Source organism: Ruegeria haliotis (assembly GCF_013377785.1).
In the GTDB taxonomy this organism is placed as follows: Bacteria; Pseudomonadota; Alphaproteobacteria; order Rhodobacterales; family Rhodobacteraceae; genus Ruegeria; species Ruegeria haliotis.
The window spans coordinates 279,743-299,067 of record NZ_JABXWT010000001.1; the positions used below are offsets into that span (position 1 = coordinate 279,743).

17 protein-coding genes and 1 tRNA gene are annotated in these 19,325 nt (G+C 57.5%); 6 read left to right on the top strand and 12 right to left on the bottom strand.

Annotated features, from left to right (window positions below; all coding sequences use genetic code 11):
* Positions 1–60 precede the first annotated feature (60 nt).
* The 6 genes from HW561_RS01415 (at position 61) to HW561_RS01440 (ending at position 6,264) form a co-directional block, all read left to right on the top strand.
* Positions 61–549 carry an Lrp/AsnC family transcriptional regulator gene (locus HW561_RS01415; RefSeq protein WP_176861441.1) on the top strand — a complete coding sequence of 163 codons (489 nt, stop codon included), beginning with the start codon at positions 61–63 and terminating at the stop codon, positions 547–549.
* A 30-nt stretch (positions 550–579) separates the two neighbouring features.
* Positions 580–1,146: a tetratricopeptide repeat protein gene (locus HW561_RS01420; RefSeq protein ID WP_176861442.1), complete on the top strand. Its 567-nt coding sequence runs from the start codon at positions 580–582 to the stop codon at positions 1,144–1,146.
* A 105-nt stretch (positions 1,147–1,251) separates the two neighbouring features.
* Positions 1,252–1,325 (top strand) — tRNA-Gly (locus HW561_RS01425).
* 129 nt (positions 1,326–1,454) lie between these two features.
* Positions 1,455–3,275, top strand: a complete 1,821-nt coding sequence (locus HW561_RS01430) for an ABC transporter transmembrane domain-containing protein (protein WP_176861443.1) — start codon at positions 1,455–1,457, stop codon at positions 3,273–3,275.
* Positions 3,276–3,435: 160 nt separating this feature from the next.
* Complete coding sequence (locus HW561_RS01435) at positions 3,436–5,325, top strand: acyl-CoA synthetase (RefSeq protein ID WP_176861444.1); 1,890 nt, start codon at positions 3,436–3,438, stop codon at positions 5,323–5,325.
* Positions 5,326–5,337: 12 nt separating this feature from the next.
* Entirely contained in the window at positions 5,338–6,264 is a 927-nt protein-coding gene (locus tag HW561_RS01440; protein WP_176861445.1) for an alpha/beta hydrolase, read from the top strand.
* 1 nt (position 6,265) lies between these two features.
* Here the strand turns inward: HW561_RS01440 and HW561_RS01445 are convergent, their stop codons facing one another.
* The 12 genes from HW561_RS01445 to HW561_RS01500 all read right to left on the bottom strand — a co-directional run bounded on the left by HW561_RS01445 (position 6,266) and on the right by HW561_RS01500 (position 19,304).
* Positions 6,266–7,102 carry an alkaline phosphatase family protein gene (locus HW561_RS01445; protein ID WP_176861446.1) on the bottom strand — a complete coding sequence of 279 codons (837 nt, stop codon included), beginning with the start codon at positions 7,100–7,102 and terminating at the stop codon, positions 6,266–6,268.
* Positions 7,103–7,261: 159 nt separating this feature from the next.
* On the bottom strand, positions 7,262–8,899 hold the full coding sequence (locus HW561_RS01450) for an ABC transporter ATP-binding protein (RefSeq protein WP_176861447.1): 1,638 nt from the start codon (positions 8,897–8,899) through the stop codon (positions 7,262–7,264).
* Positions 8,896–9,711 (bottom strand): ABC transporter permease, encoded by an 816-nt coding sequence (locus tag HW561_RS01455; RefSeq protein WP_176861448.1) that lies wholly within the window; start codon positions 9,709–9,711, stop codon positions 8,896–8,898. Before HW561_RS01455 ends, HW561_RS01450 begins: the two co-directional genes overlap by 4 nt.
* Positions 9,708–10,664, bottom strand: coding sequence for an ABC transporter permease (locus tag HW561_RS01460; RefSeq protein WP_176861449.1), 957 nt, complete (start codon positions 10,662–10,664; stop codon positions 9,708–9,710). Before HW561_RS01460 ends, HW561_RS01455 begins: the two co-directional genes overlap by 4 nt.
* Before the next feature lie 9 nt (positions 10,665–10,673).
* The gene (locus HW561_RS01465; protein ID WP_176861450.1) at positions 10,674–12,263 is read right to left on the bottom strand and encodes an ABC transporter substrate-binding protein; all 1,590 of its coding nucleotides are present in this window, start codon (positions 12,261–12,263) and stop codon (positions 10,674–10,676) included.
* 237 nt (positions 12,264–12,500) lie between these two features.
* Positions 12,501–13,604: a glycerate kinase type-2 family protein gene (locus HW561_RS01470; protein WP_176861451.1), complete on the bottom strand. Its 1,104-nt coding sequence runs from the start codon at positions 13,602–13,604 to the stop codon at positions 12,501–12,503.
* Positions 13,604–14,041: a D-aminoacyl-tRNA deacylase gene (dtd, locus tag HW561_RS01475; RefSeq protein ID WP_176861452.1), complete on the bottom strand. Its 438-nt coding sequence runs from the start codon at positions 14,039–14,041 to the stop codon at positions 13,604–13,606. Before dtd ends, HW561_RS01470 begins: the two co-directional genes overlap by 1 nt.
* A 41-nt stretch (positions 14,042–14,082) precedes the next feature.
* Positions 14,083–14,751 carry a nitroreductase gene (locus HW561_RS01480; RefSeq protein ID WP_176861453.1) on the bottom strand — a complete coding sequence of 223 codons (669 nt, stop codon included), beginning with the start codon at positions 14,749–14,751 and terminating at the stop codon, positions 14,083–14,085.
* A 94-nt stretch (positions 14,752–14,845) separates the two neighbouring features.
* Complete coding sequence (locus HW561_RS01485; RefSeq protein WP_176861454.1) at positions 14,846–15,937, bottom strand: TFIIB-type zinc finger domain-containing protein; 1,092 nt, start codon at positions 15,935–15,937, stop codon at positions 14,846–14,848.
* A 35-nt stretch (positions 15,938–15,972) separates the two neighbouring features.
* The gene (locus HW561_RS01490) at positions 15,973–17,121 is read right to left on the bottom strand and encodes an SPFH domain-containing protein (RefSeq protein WP_176861455.1); all 1,149 of its coding nucleotides are present in this window, start codon (positions 17,119–17,121) and stop codon (positions 15,973–15,975) included.
* A 22-nt stretch (positions 17,122–17,143) separates the two neighbouring features.
* Positions 17,144–18,025, bottom strand: a complete 882-nt coding sequence (locus tag HW561_RS01495) for a DUF2927 domain-containing protein (protein WP_235962740.1) — start codon at positions 18,023–18,025, stop codon at positions 17,144–17,146.
* Positions 18,026–18,113: 88 nt separating this feature from the next.
* Positions 18,114–19,304, bottom strand: coding sequence for a toxic anion resistance protein (locus HW561_RS01500; protein ID WP_176861456.1), 1,191 nt, complete (start codon positions 19,302–19,304; stop codon positions 18,114–18,116).
* Positions 19,305–19,325 lie beyond the last annotated feature (21 nt).

Below are 19,325 nucleotides of genomic sequence, written 5' to 3' on the forward strand. Positions count from 1 at the left end.
GACAACGGACCGAAATATGACGTACAGAGGTTCAATCGACCTATTATTGGGTGATATGAGATGCAAAAAGGTTTTCCTGACCTGGATCGGTTCGACCGATCAATCCTAAAGGTGCTCGCCGAAGATGGGCGCATTTCAGTTGCGGACCTTGCCCGACAGATCGGACTGTCCAAATCACCAACGCAGGCCCGTCTAAAACGTCTTGAGGCAGACGGGGTCATCACTGGCTATCGTGCGATGCTGGATCCGATCCGTCTGGGATTGGATTACGTCGCCTTTGTCGAGGTGCGCATGACCGATACACGGGAAAAGGCATTGGCCGAGTTCAACGCTGCAGTCAGAAAGATTGCCGAGATTGAACAAGCACATATGATCGCGTCAAACTTCGACTACTTGCTCAAGGTACGAACCGCGTCGATGTCGGAATATCGAACAGTGCTGGCCGAAAAGATTTCGGCCCTTCCACATGTGGCCAATACCTCCACATTTGTTGCGATGGAGGCTGTGAAAGAGACCGGTATGTTGGGAACGTTAGATCACCCGGCTTGACGGATTCGGATTGAGCGCCATCCTTGGGATATGAGACGGTTATCATATGCCTGTGCCCTGCTTGTTGTTTTCGCTGCTTCAGCAGGGGCGCAAACATGCCCCGCAGCACCTGATCATTCGCAAAGCGTTGACGCGTTGATCGCGCAGGTGCAGCAGGCACAGTCCGAAAGCGATGCGCGCGTCATTTCAAACCAGATGTGGGAGTTTTGGACAGATGCGCCGGACGTGAGGTCTCAGGCGCTGCTTGATCGGGGAATGAGGCGGCGTGAGGCTTGGGACCTGCTCGGCGCTCTGGATGAACTAAACCAACTTGTCACCTATTGTCCGAACTATGCAGAAGGGTACAACCAACGCGCTTTCGTCAATTTCCTGCGCCAAGACTTTGCTGCGGCCTTAAAAGACTTGGATGCAGCGATCGAGTTGTCCCCAAACCATATCGCAGCGCTAAGCGGACGCGCATTGTCACTACTCGGGTTGAAGCGGGTGGAAGACGCTCGTTTGGCTTTGTCGAAAGCCCTTAAGTTGAACCCATGGCTGTCAGAACGCGCGCTGATGGACCCCGGTGGGGCGTTAGAATTGCCAGGTGAGGATATCTGAGAGGTTGTCCCACTGAAATTATGGCTGAGCCAAAGGAAATGCCCGAAGGTGCGATTTCGGTTCTTGACGACCCCAGATGCATGGATTACTCAGCCAAAACGCTGAGCGGGTATAGCTTAATGGTAAAGCCCCTGCCTTCCAAGCAGATTATGTCGGTTCGATTCCGTCTACCCGCTCCACCTCAGCCCTGAAATTTCTGCGTCAAATAGCCCTTTCAATAGGCCAATTCGTGTTGTGCAGCTTGACCCCGCGTGCCGCTGCGGCCAAGAAGCGTTCACTTAGAACCGTTCAGGATACAAGGGCCCGACATGGCTAGAAAGACTGCCGCCAGTCCAGAAAATGCATCAGCGCCGGGGGCCAGCGAAGAACGAGCGGGCTCGAAGAAGCTGGGTGTATTGGCATCGCTTTGGCCTTTTATGAAGCCCTACAAGCTGCTGATGTTCGGCGCGACCCTTGCTTTGATGCTGACGGCGAGCATGACGCTGACCCTGCCTCTGGCGGTGCGTCGTGTTGTTGACAATTTCCGTATTCAGGACGGCGAACTGCTGGATTGGTATTTCCTGGCCGCACTGGGCATTGCCGCCATTTTGGCCGTGGGCACCGGCATCCGCTATGCGCTGGTCACCCGGCTGGGTGAGCGTGTGGTGGCCGATATCCGTAGGGCTGTATTTGACCGCGTGATCGGTATGAGCCCTGAGTTTTATGAGCGCATCATGACCGGCGAGGTTCTGAGCCGTATCACGACCGATACCACGCTGATCCAGTCCGTACTGGGATCGTCGGTTTCCATTGCCCTGCGCAATATGTTGATGTTCATCGGCGGGCTGATTTTGATGCTGCTCACCTCGGCCAAGCTGACTGGCCTTGTGCTGCTGCTGATCCCGGCGGTGATTGTTCCGATTCTGGTGCTGGGCCGCCGTCTGCGAGTGATCAGCCGCGAGAACCAGGACTGGATCGCTGCCTCTTCCGGCAATGCAGGCGAAGCTTTGGGGGCCGTACAAACGGTACAGGCCTTCACGCATGAGCAGGCCAGCCGCAAGCAGTTTGGCGACATGACCGAGACATCTTATGTGGTGTCTCTGCGGCGCATTCAGACGCGGGCCGTGTTGACGGTGATTGTGATCTTTTTGGTCTTCACGGGCATCGTCGGAGTGCTGTGGATGGGGGCCAATGACGTCCGAAACGGTGTCATGACCGAGGGCGTTCTGATTCAGTTTGTGATCTATTCGATCATCATGGCAGGCTCGGTCGCCGCCCTGTCTGAGATCTGGAGTGAGCTTCAACGCGCCGCAGGTGCCACGGAACGGCTGATCGAATTGCTGAACGCCGAGGACACGGTATCCGATCCGACGCGGGCCAAGGCGCTGTCGCAGCCTGTCCGTGGTGAGATCCGGTTTGACAACGTGACCTTCCGCTATCCTGCGCGCCCGGATGTGGTGGCGCTGGATCACCTCTCGTTGCAGGTGGAGCCGGGTGAAACGGTGGCTTTTGTTGGCCCTTCGGGCGCAGGCAAGACGACCGTGATCCAGATGATCCAGCGTTTCTACGATCCAAATGCGGGGCGGGTCATGCTGGACGGCGAAGATCTGCGTGAGATGGACCGGGCTGATTTCCGGTCGCACATGGCACTGGTTCCTCAGGACCCGGTCATCTTTGCCACCTCGGCCCGTGAAAACATCCGCTTCGGTCGCTTGGACGCCACCGACGCCGAAGTCGAGACTGCCGCCCGCGCCGCTGCCGCCCATGAATTTATAGCGGCTTTGCCCGAAGGCTATGACAGTTTTGTCGGAGAGCGCGGTGTGATGTTGTCGGGTGGTCAGAAACAGCGTATCGCCATTGCGCGCGCAATTCTGCGCGACGCGCCGGTGTTACTGTTGGACGAGGCAACCTCGGCTCTGGATGCAGAAAGCGAGCGCGCCGTGCAGGGTGCGGTGGATCAGATGCGTGCCGGACGCACGACCCTGATCGTGGCGCATCGACTGGCGACGGTGAAAAAGGCGGACCGGATTGTGGTGATGGACGCCGGGGGGATCGTTGCGCAGGGCACCCATGATGACCTGGTGGCACAGGACGGTCTGTATGCGCGTCTGGCCCGTTTGCAATTCACCGATGGTGTTGCAGCTGAATAAAGTGACGTACGGACAGTCCACCTTCCGCCGCAGCGTCATTCTACATTTTCCGACTTTCCGCCGCTAAGCCCTTGCTTGCGCGACCAAGGATGTGGTCCCCTCTGTGGAGGGATCAATAAACCTGTGCTGCGCGCGGGAGAAAAATAAGGGGAGGAGCCACATGGCCTTTGTGGGTCTTGAAGACAGAGCACGGATCGAGCAGGAATCGTCGTGGGAGGATCGTGACCTACCAGTCACGTTTCATCAGTTGTTGTCGCGAACGGCAGAAAAATTTCCAGATCACAAGGCGATCAGTTTTCAGCTGTTCTCGGGCCCGACCGATAAGGCCGAAACCCTGACGTGGTCCGATCTGCTGGGCAAAGTCAATCAGGCGGCGAACCTGTTCCGCTCGCTTGGGGTGGGCGAAAAGGATGTGGTGGCCTATGTGCTGCCCAACTGCAATGAAACACTGGTTACAATGATGGGTGGCGCGGTGGCCGGGATCGTGAACCCGATCAACCCATTGCTGGAACCCGAACAGATTGCGGCCATTCTGCGGGAAACCCATGCCAAGGTTGTGGTGACGCTGAAATCCTTCCCGAAAACGGATGTGGCACAGAAGGTGGAAGAGGCGGTTCGTCATGCCCCCAATGTGCACACCATTTTGGAAATCGACCTGAACCGGTATCTGACGCCGCCTAAATCCTGGCTGGTGCCATTCCTGCGCCCTAAAATGGGAGACAAAGAACACCTGGCTCATGCCGATTACAAGAATTTCAATCAGGAACTGGCCAAACAGCCGACGACGCTGAGCTTTGAAGACAGTAAGGAAGATCGCGTCGCGTGCTACTTCCACACTGGCGGCACGACCGGAATGCCCAAGGTCGCGCAGCACAAGTATTCTGGCTTGATCTACAACGGTTGGCTGGGCAACACTCTGCTGTTTGACGAAAATGACGTCATCATGTGCCCGCTGCCCATGTTCCACGTCTTTGCCGTCCACGTTATCGTCATGGCGGCGGTGTCGTCCGGAGCGCATGTGGTTTTCCCGACGCCTGCCGGCTATCGTGGTGATGGCGTTTTCGACAACTTCTGGAAGCTGATCCAACGCTGGAAGGTGACCTTTATCATCACGGTTCCGACGGCTATTTCGGCCAAGATGCAGCGCCCGGTCGACGCGGATATCTCGTCCGTGAAAACCGCGTTTTCCGGCTCGGCCCCACTGCCAGTGGAATTGTTCCGCCGGTTTGAGGAAGCAACCGGAGTGACCATTGTCGAAGGTTACGGCCTGACCGAGGCCACATGTCTGGTGTCTTGCAACCCGGTGGACGGAGAGAAAAAGATCGGTTCGATCGGAATTCCGTTTCCCTACACGGATGTCAAAATCTTGCAGGACGGCCCGGATGGACCGAAGGAATGCGCGGCTGACGAGATCGGAGAGATCTGCATCTCGAACCCCGGCGTTTATGCGGGCAATACCTATACCGAGGCGGAGAAGAACGCGAACCTCTATCACTTTGACAAATATCTGCGTACCGGTGATCTGGGGCGGTTCGATGAGGATGGGTATTTGTGGATCACCGGTCGTGCCAAGGATCTGATCATCCGTGGCGGTCACAATATCGACCCGGCCGAGATTGAAGAAGCGCTATTGGGTCACGAAGCCGTCGCCTTTGCGGGTGCCATTGGTCAGCCGGACGCTCATTCCGGTGAGGTGCCTTGTGCCTTTGTCGAACTGGTTGATGGGGCATCCGTCACTGAGGACGCGTTGATGGAATATTGCAAGGTCCACGTACATGAACGCGCGGCGCAGCCCAAACACATGACCATCTTGTCCGAGTTGCCCAAAACCGCAGTCGGCAAAGTGTTCAAACCTGAGCTGCGCAAGCAGGCGATCACGCGAATCTACAATGGCGCGCTGGAAAAAGCGAGCGTTGATGCGCGTGTGACCTCTGTGATTGACGACAAGAAACGCGGACTTGTCGCGCAACTTGACGCGAACGGCTCCTCCGAGGACGATGTCAGCAAAGTGCTGGGGTCGTTCACCCGGCCGTGGGAGTGGGCAACCTGATCAGGAGGGGCTATGGATTATGAACGTCTGATTGATGAAGAAACCTGGGCGTTCATAAAACGAACGGCTGAAAGCTATCCCGACGATGCGGTCGATCTGTCCATCGAAGATCAGCGCCGGGTTTATGACAAGATGTGTCAGGACTTTCGCCAACCCCGTCCGGCAGGTGTTGAAACACTGGACCGGTCCGCTAACGGTGTAGCGGTCCGGATCTACACGGCTGGCGATCCGACCCGAACCGTCATCTACTTCCATGGTGGCGGTTTTATTTTGGGCGGTCTCGACAGCCACGATGATGTGTGCGCCGAGATCTGCGCGCAAACCGGATACCGCATCGTGGCCGTGGACTACCGCCTGTGTCCGGAACATGTCCACCCGATACAGTTTCAGGACAGTTGGACTGCGGTTGAATGGGCTGTGCACGAATTCGGCGATCCCCTTGTGCTTGCAGGGGACAGCGCCGGGGGTAATTTGGCAGCAGCTGTGGCGCATTACGCCCGGGGGCGTCTGAAGGCGCCCGTACTGGGGCAGGTTCTTATATACCCAGGACTAGGGGGCGACACGTCCCGAGGTTCTTATGTCGAACACGCCCATGCCCCGCTTTTATCACGCGACGACATACTGTTTTACGAAACGATGCGCTGCGCAGGCGAAGTTCCCAAAAGTGATCCCACTTTTGCGCCGTTACTGGACGCCGATTTCTCGGACCTGCCGCCCACTGTTGTCGTGACGGCCGACTGTGATCCGCTGCGCGATGATGGGTCTGCCTATTGCGACAAGGTCACCGCTGCGGGTGGGCAAGCGTATTGGATCAACGAACCGGGCTTGGTTCACGGATACCTACGCGCCCGCACTACGGTAAAGCGTGCGGCCGACAGTTTCGAGCGGATCTCGGTTGCGATCGAGGCGCTGGGGCAGGGCATCTGGTCTTACGACTAGACTATTTCAAAAACGGTTCGGCCTTCATTGTGGCCGCAATGGGCGCGCCCATACGGTTCAGGATTGTTGGGGCCAATTGCAGTTGGTCAATCACATGATCTGCATCGGGTCCAATCGCGTCTCCAAAGTAATATAGGGCCGTTTCCTGCTGCAACGCGCCGCGCCCGCCATGATGACCACGTTCATCCTGACCATGATCTGCAGTGACGATTACCTCGTAACCCAACTGCCGCCAGCGGGGGATGAAGGGCGCCAGCATCTCGTCCATGACGAAACAGGCGTGATCCATTTCTTCGCAGTCGTGGAAAAAACGGTGACCCATACTGTCCAGCGTGCAGGTGTGCAAAATGCCGTAATCGAGACCAAAGCGCAGGCATAGATTGGTCAATGTGCCGAACAGATCAACGTCCGAAGGCGTCATCTGATTGGCCTTGCCATACCCGGTCATGCTGTGAAACCGGCCATGGTTGATCGTTGTGCTATCGGGTTCGTCATACTCGATGTCGCGAACATAATCGAACGGGTGGCGATTGAAGAACTGCGACCAATAGCTGTGCGTTACGGCCCCGGTCACGCCGCCCCCGGCACGCACCTGGCTGAACACATCCTCGTGGCTCAGACGAAATACATTACCGTTACCCGTACAGCCATGTTCCTGAGGTGTGACTCCGGTGTGGATCGACGCATAGCAACTGGCCGAAGTTGACGGTAAAACGGCGCGCAGCTTCCAGACCTGCGCATCGCCACTCTGCACCCAACCTTCAAGATTGCCAAAAAGTCGACGAAAGTTACGCCACGGGACGCCATCAAGGATGATCAAAAGCAGTTTTCGGTCCATATCAAGGCCTTTGGTAGTCATGGATTTCAGGGAACCCTAGGGGATTCGTGTCTCTCGGACCGTCTGTTCGCGCCCCCGAAGGTAAAATCCCGACGCCTGCAATAAGACCAAGCGCCGGGATTTTGAATTTTCGTCAGAGTGCCGAGAAGAGGGCCGGGATCAGTTCCCGGCGCTTTCCATTTTACGGTGGGCAACAACTTCTTCCAGCCAACCCAAATGCATCTCGGGCACCGAGCTGAGCAGCAGGTCGGTATAGTCGTCAAAGGGCGGGTTCAGCACCTCGCTCTTTGAGCCATAGCGCACGACGCGGCCCTGATACATCACTGCAATCGAATCCGAGATGGCGCGTACCGTCGCCAGATCATGAGTGATGAACAGATACGCCACATCCTCAATCTTTTGCAGATCAAGCAGCAGTTTCAGGATGCCGTCCGCCACAAGCGGATCCAGCGCCGAAGTGACCTCGTCGCAGATGATCATCTTGGGCTTGGCTGCAAGTGACCGGGCGATACAGACACGCTGTTTTTGCCCACCCGACAATTCCGCCGGATAGCGATCCATGAACTTTTCGCCCAGTTCGATCTCGTCCAACAGATCGATGATCCGCTTGCGCTTTTCCGCGCCCCGCATGTTGAAGTAGAACTCCAGCGGACGTCCGATGATGGTTCCAACCGTCTGGCGCGGGTTCATCGCCACGTCTGCCATCTGATAGATCATCTGCAACTCGCGCAGATCCTCGCGCGAGCGTCTTTTCAGATCGGGGCTGAGCTTGCGGCCTGCGAACGTGATCTCACCATCGCGCGGCGGAAGCAGGCCGGTGATCACACGGGCCAGCGTGGATTTACCAGACCCGGATTCGCCCACAACCGCGAGTGTCTGACCCGGATGAAGCTCGACATTGACGTTATGTAGCACGTCGAAATTCAGCCCCTTGTAGCGCGCGGTGATGCCGTCAACGCTCAGCACCGGTTCTGGTGTGGGCTTTTTCTCTTCGTGATCAATCGAGCGAACCGAAACCAGCGCCTGAGTGTACTCTTCCTGCGGGTTGTTGATGATCTGATCGGTGGTGCCGTATTCGACTGTGTCACCCATCTTCAACACCATGATGTCGTCGCTGACCTGCGCCACAACCGCTAGGTCGTGGGTGATGTAAAGCGCACCAACACCAGTATCGCGGATGGCTTCCTTGATCGCCATCAGAACATCGATCTGCGTGGTCACATCCAGTGCCGTGGTGGGTTCATCGAACACCACCAGATCAGGTTCCGGACATAGCGCCAGCGCCGTCATGCAACGCTGTAGCTGACCCCCTGAGACCTGGTGCGGATACCTGTCCCCGATATTGTCAGGATCGGGCAGGCCCAGCTTTGCGAACAATTCACGCGCACGGCCTTCTGCCACTTTGCGTGTGAATTTTTTCTGTTCGACAGCAGCCTCGACCACCTGATCCATGATCTTCTTGGCGGGATTGAACGATGCAGCGGCGGATTGCGAGACATAAGTCACCTCGCCCCCGCGCAGCTTGCGGATATCGCCATGCGTGGTTTTCAGGATATCGCGACCGTTGACCCAGACTTCACCGCCGGTGATTTCAACGCCGCCCCGGCCATAGGCCATCGAGGCCAAACCGATGGTGGATTTGCCGGCCCCAGATTCACCGATCAGCCCCAGCACCTTGCCGCGTTCGAGGTCAAACGAGACCCCGTGCACGATCTCGATGTCACGAGGTTTCTCGCCCGGTGGATAAACAGTCGCGCCGATCTTGAGGTCGCGGACCTTGAGAAGGATATCGCTCATCCCCGGCCTCCTTTCAGTGAGGTTGTACGGTTCAGGATCCAGTCAGCCACGAGGTTGACAGAAATCGCCAGTGTGGCGATGGCGACAGCGGGATAAAGCGCCGCGCCGATGCCATAGACGATGCCGTCCTTGTTTTCCTTAACGATGCCGCCCCAATCCGCCAGCGGCGGTTGGACGCCAAGTCCAAGGAAGGACAGTGTCGAGACGAACAGAACCATGAAGATGAACCGCAGACCCAGTTCCGCGACAAGCGGCGACAGGGCGTTGGGCAGGACTTCCCGGAAGATAATCCAGATCTGACCTTCACCGCGCAGCTTGGCGGCTTCGACGTAATCCATCACAGCGATATCCACCGCGACGGCACGGGCAAGACGATAAACACGGGTGGAGTCCAGCAAACCCATGACGAGGATCAGGATCGGGATGGTTACCGGCACCATGGCGAGAATGACCAGCGCTGTGATCAGTGATGGGATCGACATGATCAGATCAACGGTTCGCGACATCACCTGATCGGCCCAGCCGCCCAGAACAGCCGCCAGAAAGCCCAAGGTCGAGCCGGTCACAAAGCTGAGAATCGTGGCCACTGTTGCGATGAAGATCGTTGTGCGTCCGCCATAGATCATGCGGCTCAGCAAATCGCGCCCGATGTTGTCGGTACCCAGCCAGAACTCGGAACTGGATGGCTCCCACACGTCGCCCACGACCTCGGCCATGCCATAAGGGGCCAGCAAAGGCGCAAACACAGCGATGACGAAATACAGGGCGGTAAAACCCAGGCCGATCATTGCAGAGATAGGGATGTTCTTCATTTCGGATGCCTCAGCCTTGGGTTGGCCAAAATGGCAACGATGTCAGCAATCATGTTCAGCCCGATGTAAATAGCGGCAAAGACAACACCGCAGGCCAGAACCACAGGAACGTCACGCTTGGTCACGTGGTCCACCAGATACTGCCCCATGCCGGGATAGACGAACACCACCTCGACCACGACAACACCAACGACCAGATAGGCCAGGTTCAGCATCACCACGTTCACGATGGGTGCGACCGCGTTGGGTAGGGCATGGCGATAAATGACCATGAAGTTGCTCAGCCCCTTCAATTCAGCGGTCTCGACATAAGCAGACTGCATCACGTTCAGGATCGCGGCACGTGTCATGCGCATCATATGCGCCAGAACGACCATGGTCAGAACCAGAACAGGCAGGGCGATTGCGTTCAGCTTCTGCCCCAGTGACATACTGTCATTGACCATGGCCAGCGGAGAAAACCACCCGATTTTTACGGCAATGAAATAAATCAGAACATAGCCGATCAGAAATTCCGGGATCGAAATCGTGGTCAATGTGACCGCCGAGATCAGCTTGTCCGGCCACCGGTTGCGATAGCGAACGGCCAGAAGACCCAGAAAGATGGCCAGAGGAACCGAGACAAGTGCGGCCCAGAAAGCCAGAAACAGTGTATTGCCCAGACGTTTGCCAACAGAATCGGCAATGTCGAGCTTGTTGGTCAGAGATGTCCCAAGGTCGCCCTGCAGGATACCGCCAAGCCACTCGACATAGCGCGTCAGAGCCGGACGATCGAGGCCCATTTCCTCACGGAGATTGGCAAGAGATTCAGGTGTTGCGGACTGTCCCAGGACGGCTTGCGCAGCGTCTCCAGGCAGGGCTTCGGTGAGGCCAAAAATCAGGGCCGAAGCGCCAAACAGCAAGAGGATTCCCAGCGCAAGGCGCTGGAAAACCAGTTTGAGGATAGGATGCATGCTTATCCCTTACGCATCCAGCCAGCACTTGACCGGTGCCCAGGAATACATCAGGAACCCGTTCGGATCGTCTTCGTAGCCCTGAACGCTATTCGAAACGCCGTCCACAAAGTCGTTGAACATCGGAGCGATCAAACCGCCCTGATCGCGTACGATCATTGCCATTTCCGCATACATCTCGACGCGTTTAGCCGTGTCCAGTTCGCCGCGTGCCTTGAACAGCAGCTCGTCGAATTTCGGGTTGTTGAAACGGGTGTCGTTCCAGTCGGCGCTCGACAGGTACGCGGTGGTGTACATCTGGTCCTGAACCGGGCGACCCGACCAGTAGGAGGCACAGAACGGTTTGACGTTCCAGACCTCGGACCAATAGCCGTCGGAGGGCGCACGCTCGATCTCGATGTTGATGCCTGCGGCTGCAGCGGATTGCTGGAACAGCTGTGCTGCGTCAACCGCACCTGCAAAGGCAGCGTCGGAAACATGCAGAACAATCGGCGATCCATCATGGCCGGACTTTTTGTAGTGCTCTGCCGCTTTGGCTGGATCGTACTTACGCTGCTCAATCTTGTTGTCGAACAGAGGATAGGATTCATTGACCGGGATATCATTGCCCACCGAACCAAAGCCGCGCAGGATCTTGTCGACCATCTCTTCGCGGTTGACTGCGTATTTCAGCGCCAGACGCAGGTCGTTGTTGTCGAACGGCGCAGTGTTCGTGTGCATCGGGAAGACATAGTGCGCGCGACCCGAGACCGAGCGGATCTCCAGATTTGGCGCGCGTCCCAGAAGGCCGGCAACTTTGGGGTCAACACTGTTGACCATGTGTACCTGGCCGGACTGAAGCGCAGCCATCCGGGCGGTGCTGTCATTGATCACCAATACCTCGACCTCATCCACGTGACCGATGCTGTCATCCCAGTAGTTCGGGTTCTTTTTAAAGCTGTGGCGGACGCCCGGTTCGTCGATCTCGACCATGTACGGGCCGGTACCGATACCGGCGTTCGGGTTGTCGAAGCCGCCATCAGGTTGCACAACCAGGTGCCAGTCGGCCATCAGGTAGGGCAGGTCGGCGGTGGGGCTTTCCATTTCAACGGTGAAAACGTCACCATCGGCCTTCATGCCTTTGATGCCTTTCAGCACACCCAGCGCGCCGGACTTGGAATCTTCATTGGCGTGGCGTTCGACCGTCCGCAGGAAATCTTCGGCGGTGACGGTTTTGCCGTTGTGGAACTCGACATCTTTGCGGACTTTGAAGTTCCACGTCTTGGCGTCTGCTGACCCCTCGACGCTTTCCGCCAGACGGCTGCTAATGTTGCCATCTGCGTCAACGTCCACAATTTGGTCACCATAGAGGCGCAGAACCATTCCAGGAACCTGCGTGGCCGCCGGTGCCGGATCCAGCGTATTGGTGCTTTCCCCGCCGAGCATACCCACCTTCATCGTGCCACCTTTTTTGGGTCCGGCAGCGCGGGCCGCGTCGGCAAACATGGTGCTGGCAATTGCGGCGGAAACACCCAGCGCCGCAGCTTTCCCCATGAAATCGCGGCGGGTCATTTTGCCGGCTGTCACTTGTCCGGCCATGTGGTTGAGTTGTTCGTTCATCCAAAGTTCTCCCTATCGAGTGGTTTCAGCCTTTGGGCAGGCTTTTTATTGACGCATGAGTCAACGTTGGCGTATTTCGGATCGCCGGGCAAGTTTTATTGTTCTGCATCGACCCCTGCAAAAGCCGCTTGGGATTTTGCGCGATGACTTCCGTCGCTACGATCGAATTCTGCATTAATCGGCATTCCGCGACAGTTTCATGGCGTTCATCACCAAGGTGAGGGGAAAAGCGTCTAATCATCTGCGTATTGCGACAACAAGGTCCATAACATTTGTGCCAGTGGGACCTGTCACCAGCAATGCACCAGCCTTGTCCAGAAAGTTCCCGCTATCGGCATTCAAGAGCGCTTCGTCGGCACTTTCGACCCAGGTTGAGCCTTGGATGATACCGCCTGCGGCATCTGTCGGACCATCCGTACCGTCTGTACCACCTACGACTACGGTGATTCCGTCAAGGCCGGAAATTTCGCGCGCCAGAGCCAAGGCCAGTGCCTGATTCCGCCCACCCCGACCCGGGGCAGGGGGCAGGACCACGGTTGGCTCACCGCCGAATACCATGACCCCGGTGTTCATCTCGCGCAATCGCGGCCCGAGATGCGCAGCCACTGAAAGGTAATCGTCATGCAGGGTTTCCTCATCAGCCCACACCGTAAGACCCGCTGCTTGTGCAGCTTCAACGACCGCAGCGCGGGCATGAGCGTTCGAAGCAATGATCTGGGTTGTGGCAGTGAATTCGCAGGTCTCGGGCACGGCTCCGATTCCTGACCCGATCACGTTCAGGTCGTCACCGGGCACATCCGATATTGCCAGAACCGTCACTTGCGCACCAGCAAAGTGTGACAGCAAACCGCCCCCTTTGATCCGGGACAATTTACGCCGTTCAGCATTCATCGCTGTGATGTCCAACCCTTCCGACAACAATTGTCGATTCAGCGCCTCGAGATCCTCAAGTGTCTTTCCCGGCAGCAGATCCTCGGCCAATGAGGACGCGCCGCCAGAGACCAGCAACAAAAGATGCGAACCCGGTTGCATTGCTTCGACGGCTTGACGCAGGGCGCGACCGCCCGCAAGGCTGCGGTTGTTGGGCACTGGGTGCGAGGCTTCGATCACTTCAACGGCCTCTGGCAGATCGCGCCCGTGATCATCCTTGGTGACCACAAGGGTCGGAACTGGCTCAAAATGATCCAGTGCGGCGCGGGCCATAGCCGCGGCGGGTTTGCCAACAGCCAGAATACGGTCAGGCGTTGAGATATCCGGCAGGGCTGTCTTGGTTGCCGCGTATCCATCGACAGCTGCCACCCCGGCCTGCCAGAACTTGATCGCTTGCTCCGTAAGGGTCATCAATTCTCGATCCAGATCGTTACCGGCCCGTCATTGACCAGCTCAACAGCCATATCAGCCCCGAATTGCCCGGTTTCGACGGAAATACCGTGTGACGCCAGTTTTTGAGCAAAGGCCTCGTACAAGTGCTTTCCGATTTCGGGGGGCGCGGCGTTTGAGAAACCCGGCCTGTTGCCACTCGATGTGTCTGCAGCCAGCGTGAACTGGCTGACCACAAGGGCAGACCCGCCCACATCAACGATGGAGCGGTTCATTTTTCCAGCGTCATCCTTGAAGATGCGCAACTTGGCGATTTTGGCAGCCAGCTTTCCGGCCTGCTGTTCGTCATCGCCCTGCATGGCGCAGACCAGGATCATCAACCCCGGGCCCGATTTCCCGATGATGGCGTCATCGACCGAGACTTTGGCATGCGAAATCCGTTGTAAAAGCGCGCGCAACAGGAGCCTCCAGCGAAGGTTAGGTCAGTTTGGGTGTGGGTTTACCCGTGCCATTCAACAATGTCACCCAGTGGCGCGCGATCCGTTCGAAAGGCATTTGCCGGATGGTCCGTGTCCGCATAACCAAAGGAAATTGCGCACAGGATCAGCCGGTCATCGGGAATCTGGAAATACTGGCGCAGAAACGGGCTGTAGGCGGCAACTGCCGCTTGCGGGATTGTCGCGATGCCAAGGGCCTGCGCGGCCAATGTAAACGCGGTGATAAACCCGCCGCAATCCAATGCACCGTAAGGGCCAAGTTCAGAAGGGCTGGAGATGATTGCGCAATGAGGTGCGCCGAATAGGGCAAAGTTCTCGGTCATTTGCCGGGCGGATGCTGTGCGATCTCCTCGTTCCACTCCGACCGCCTGGTACAACGCCCAACCACATGCACGACGACGATCCTGATAGACACCAGTGTATGATGTTGGAAATGGCAGATCAGGCGCAGGAGTTCCGGTCTGGGCTTCATTTTGCAAGGCGTGGCGGAATCGATCTGTTGCCTCACCGCTTGTGATCGTCACGTTCCAGGGCTGAGCATTGCACCAACTTGGAACGCATGAGGCGCTGGACAGAATTTGCTCGATCTGCGCCTTGGGCACCGGATCAGGGCGAAAGGCGCGGCACGAGTGTCGCCTTTCGAGAAGAGTATTCAAAGCGGATATCGTCACAGTGTCCTCATCCCCGATTGTGCGAGGCGCAGGATGGAGACTGCTCCGGCGATGTTCAAGGGGCGAGCTGTTTTCGCGGCTGGCCGAAGGAAGATTATTGCTGTCCCGTGGCTATCAGATAGCCGAAACCGGCGGCGACCAGTAGGCCCAGAACCACGGCGATGGTAATCTTGATCGCGGACCATGGCCGCTCTCCCTGCACGCGGCCTGTCCGTCCGTTCACAACGAACCGGTAGGTTTGACCGCGGTATTTATACGCAGCCATCCAGACCGGCAGCAGAATATGCTTGAACGTGACACTCCGGACATCCGTGTCCACTGCATGAATACGTTGACGATCTCCACCAATGTCAAAACGCACGTCGCGTTCAATCACCCGCGCCATGTGCGACCGGGCCTCGGTGTAGCCCTCCTGCAATTCGACAGTATAGGCCTCAGCCCGAAATCCGGCCAGATATTCGGGCTGATAGGGTTCAAGCGCGGGCAGGTCCCAGGGTTCAAGCGCGTCAGTGTACGACTTTGGCAACGAACGTGAGGCCAACACCAGCACATCATCAAAAAACCGCGCCACGCGGCCGGATTTGGGCGTCCAACGGACTTTGGGAACCTGTTGCTGGACGCGCTTTCCATCGCGCATGACTGTACGCGTCTCGTAATAAACCACCCCTCGTTCGCCGCGATAGCTGGATTTGGTGTCGGCGTCGAAGGTCCAGTAGGGCACATAGATGCCCTGCATCTTTCGTCCTTTTCTGGCGTAGTCCTTCAGCCCGTTGGGTGCGAACCACAGTTTGCCCAGCCAGCCGCTCATCGCATTATGGGCCGCTTTTTCGTCCAGCGCGAAAGGCAAAACCCCTTTGGGTTTGATATGGCGGTTCACGCCGGTGTCCGTCACCACCGGCGTGGCGCAGAACGGGCATTCCGCCGCGTGCGTGTTTGGATCGAATTCAACCTGAGCGGCGCAGTTGGGACAGGACAGAACACGCGTTTCTTCGATTTCGCTGTCCGGCAGACGGTCTGCAATGGCGGCGTCGAAATCCAGTTCCCGCAGGCTGGCGCTGCCCCAAGGACCTGTGCCAATCGGTTCGGAATGCCCGCAATGATCGCAGGTGAGGGTGCCATCCCCCGGATTGAACCGGTAATCCGCGCCGCATTGGTCGCAGGGAAAGCGGTGTTCGTCCTTGGTCATCGGGCGGCCTTGTGCTGTGGCTGATCGGGTTGAGTTCAGGCTCCGGGTGGGGGTGGTGGAAGGATCGTGAACAGCTGCGCCAGCTCTTGTACGTCTCCGGCCTTTTTCCAGCCGTCCTGACCCGCAGTCCAGACATGGGTGTCCCGCGTCAGTTCGCCGTCATGGGCCATGCGCCCCATCTTTGCTTTGGAAAATGGTCCGCTGGTCTGCCCGTCAACTGCGATATGCCAGACATGCTCGACTGGCGGAGGAGGTGGCGGTGCCGCGTGCGCTGCGGGTTGCGACGCAGCGGGGGCGGACGCGCCCCACGGGCCGCTCGGCTGACCCGCTGCCATGTTCGACATCTGTTGGGCCATTGCCATGCCCATTCCCATGCCAAGACCTGCGCCCATGCCGCCGCCCTGTCCGGGGTTGTTTGCGGCTGCGGTCATTGCCTCGGCCGCCGAATACTGGGTGAATTTTCCCAGATCACCTGCAAGACCCATAGACGTCCGCTTGTCCAGTGCCGCCTCGACAGCGGGCGGTAGCGAGATGTTCTCGATATAGAACTCCGGCATCCCCAGCCCATACCCTTCAAGGATCGGTGACACTTCGGCTGCAATCAACTTGCCCAGATCGGCCGTATTGGCGGCCATATCCAGAACCGGAATACCAGAACCGGCGATCACTCGGCTGAACTCCTGGACGATGATGTTGCGGATCTGGAAACTGATCTCATCCATGGTGAACTCGCCGTCCGTCCCGACGATTTCCACCAGGAATTTAGCCGGATCCTTAACGCGTACGGTATAGGTGCCGAAGGCGCGGATGCGGGTGGGGCCAAATTCCGGATCGCGCAGCATGATCGGATTCTTGGTGCCCCATTTCAGGTCATTGAACCGGGTCGTGTTGACGAAATAAATCTCGGATTTGAAAGGCGACTGGAACCCGTGATCCCAATGCTGCAGGGTCGTCAGGATCGGCATGTTGTTGGTCTCAAGCATATAGAGACCCGGGGTGAACACATCCGCCAGTTGCCCCTCGTGCACGAATACGGCAGCCTGACCTTCGCGCACGGTCAGCTTGGCGCCGTACTTGATCTCGTGCCCCTCGCGTTCGAACCGCCAAACCATCGTGTCGCGGGTGTCGTCCACCCAATGGATGACATCAATGAATTCTCCGGTCAGAAAATCGAAAATTCCCATTAGGGTTCTCCTGTCCTTGGGGTCAAAGCGGTTGCCCCATCAATTCGCGTGCAATGATCCGCACCACGGGCCGGGCCTGATCGACAGAAACGCCGGTCTCAAGGCGTGGATCATACAACATTGTAAGCAGTTTCTCGTCGTGACTGGTCAGCAGGGCAAACTCATCGTCATCGTTGAAGATCGATGGCCGCGCCGCCGGACTGTCGTTGGACAGCCCCAGGCCCTGCGCAATCTCTTCATGCACACAGCTGCGACGCACCAGATCAGGCAGTTCCGAGCGAATCAGCGTCACCGCACGCACATATTCGTATGGTGATGTATTGGTGGCAGACGCAAACACAAAGCAATCAAAGTTTGCGCGCGGGTTCGCGACCAGTTCCAGCGAGGCCTGACTGATATTCGGAATCAATTTACGCAGCCGTGACACGACATAGGCGCTATCATCCTTGCCCGCAAAGAAGACATGGAAATTTGCCTTGCGACCGGTCGTCGAAATCGGGTGACCGGTCAGTTTGGCCAGTCGCGCCGCATAAGATTTTACCTGCGCGGCATCCTGTTCCCGCGAGGCGGGCAGAACTGAAGGTCCAAACTCGGTCTGTATGCGCACGGGGCCGGACCAACGGCTCAGTTGCCCGTCCGTCTGTCGCGCGCCGACCGAAACCACGTGATCGGGATATTCGCTGTAGAATGCGATAGCCTCGAAATTTCGGGCCAGATCGTCGGCCTCATAAGGTGTATCCGGGCCACCACCGTCGGTGCGCAGCAGCCCGCGTGTCAGCAAATCACGCTCGACCCGCTGATAGAACCGGGCCAGATCCTGACTGGCTGCGGATGGCGGGACGTATGCATTTGGAGCAGGGGCAGGCGCGACCGGGCGCGGCTCGGGCACGATAGAAGACGTCATGGTCTCATCGCAGTTGGCGAGCATCAAAAACAAGGCTATGCCCAGTCCAACTTTTGCAATCCCCAACGGCCGCACGCCCAGCCCGCCCTTAGCCCGAAACCGCCGTTCCGGCGGTGTCGCCGATCCCGTCCTTGCGCGCCTTGGCTGAGGCCAGTGTATCGCGCAGCTCGGTTTCCATCTTTTGCAATTCCACTTCGGCTGCGGCGCGTTTGGCTTTGCCTTCATCGGCAATAGCAAGACTTTCGTTGATGGTGCCGATCAGGTCCGCATTGGCTTGTTTGACCGCTTCGATGTCAAATACTCCGCGCTCCATCTCTTCGCGGATCATCTTGTTGGATTGGCGCAGGTTGGCCGCATTCGATGTCAGCAACTCATTGGTCAGGTCATTGGCGTCCCGGACCGCAGCAGCAGCTTCGGCGCTGCGCTGAATCGTTACGGCCTGTGCCAGCTGCGTTTCCCACAAGGGTACTGTGTTCACCAAAGTCGAGTTGATCTTGGTCACCAACGACTTGTCATTTTCCTGCACCAGACGGATCGAGGGCAGCGACTGCATCGTCACCTGCCGGGTCAGTTTCAGGTCATGCACACGGCGTTCCAGATCGTCGCGGGCAGCTCGCAGGTCACGCAGCTCCTGCGCTTTCATCACCTGTTCCTCTTCTGGCGCGGCCTGAACTGCGGCTTCTTTTTCTGGGATATCTTGGCTGTCCAGCTCGGTCAGCTTTTCTTCACCGGCTGCGATGTAAAGCGCCAGTTCATCGTAAAAATTCAGTGTTTTATCATAGAGCAAGTCCAGAGACTTGATGTCTTTCAACAACGTATGTTCGTGCCCCAGCAAGCTGTCGGTGATCCGGTCGATCTGGTCCTGTACCTCTTCGTATTGCGCAGTGAACTTGGCAAAGGGCGCAGCCTTGCCCAGCAATTTTTCCCACCAACTGCGTTCGCGACGCACATCCAGTTCACTGACCGAGAAACCCCGGATCGTGGTCACGATGTTGCGAAGGCTGTCCCCGGCGGGGCCAACGTCCTTGTTGCGCACATCGGTAAGCATTGCCTGACTGATTTCCTGCAGTTCTGCCTGTGCCGAGGAACCAAACGAGACGATGGAATTGGTATTGTCCATGTCGATCTCGCCCATCCGCTTGCGGATTTCGGCACTCACAGGCTCATCTGCTTCCTCCAGCGAGATAATCTCGGCTTGTGGTTCGGGCAGGGCAACGGCGGTGATTTCCTGTACCAGTGTTTCGGCCTCGACCGCTTTGTTTTTGATCTCATCGGACATGGGGGTGTTCCTCGCTCAAAT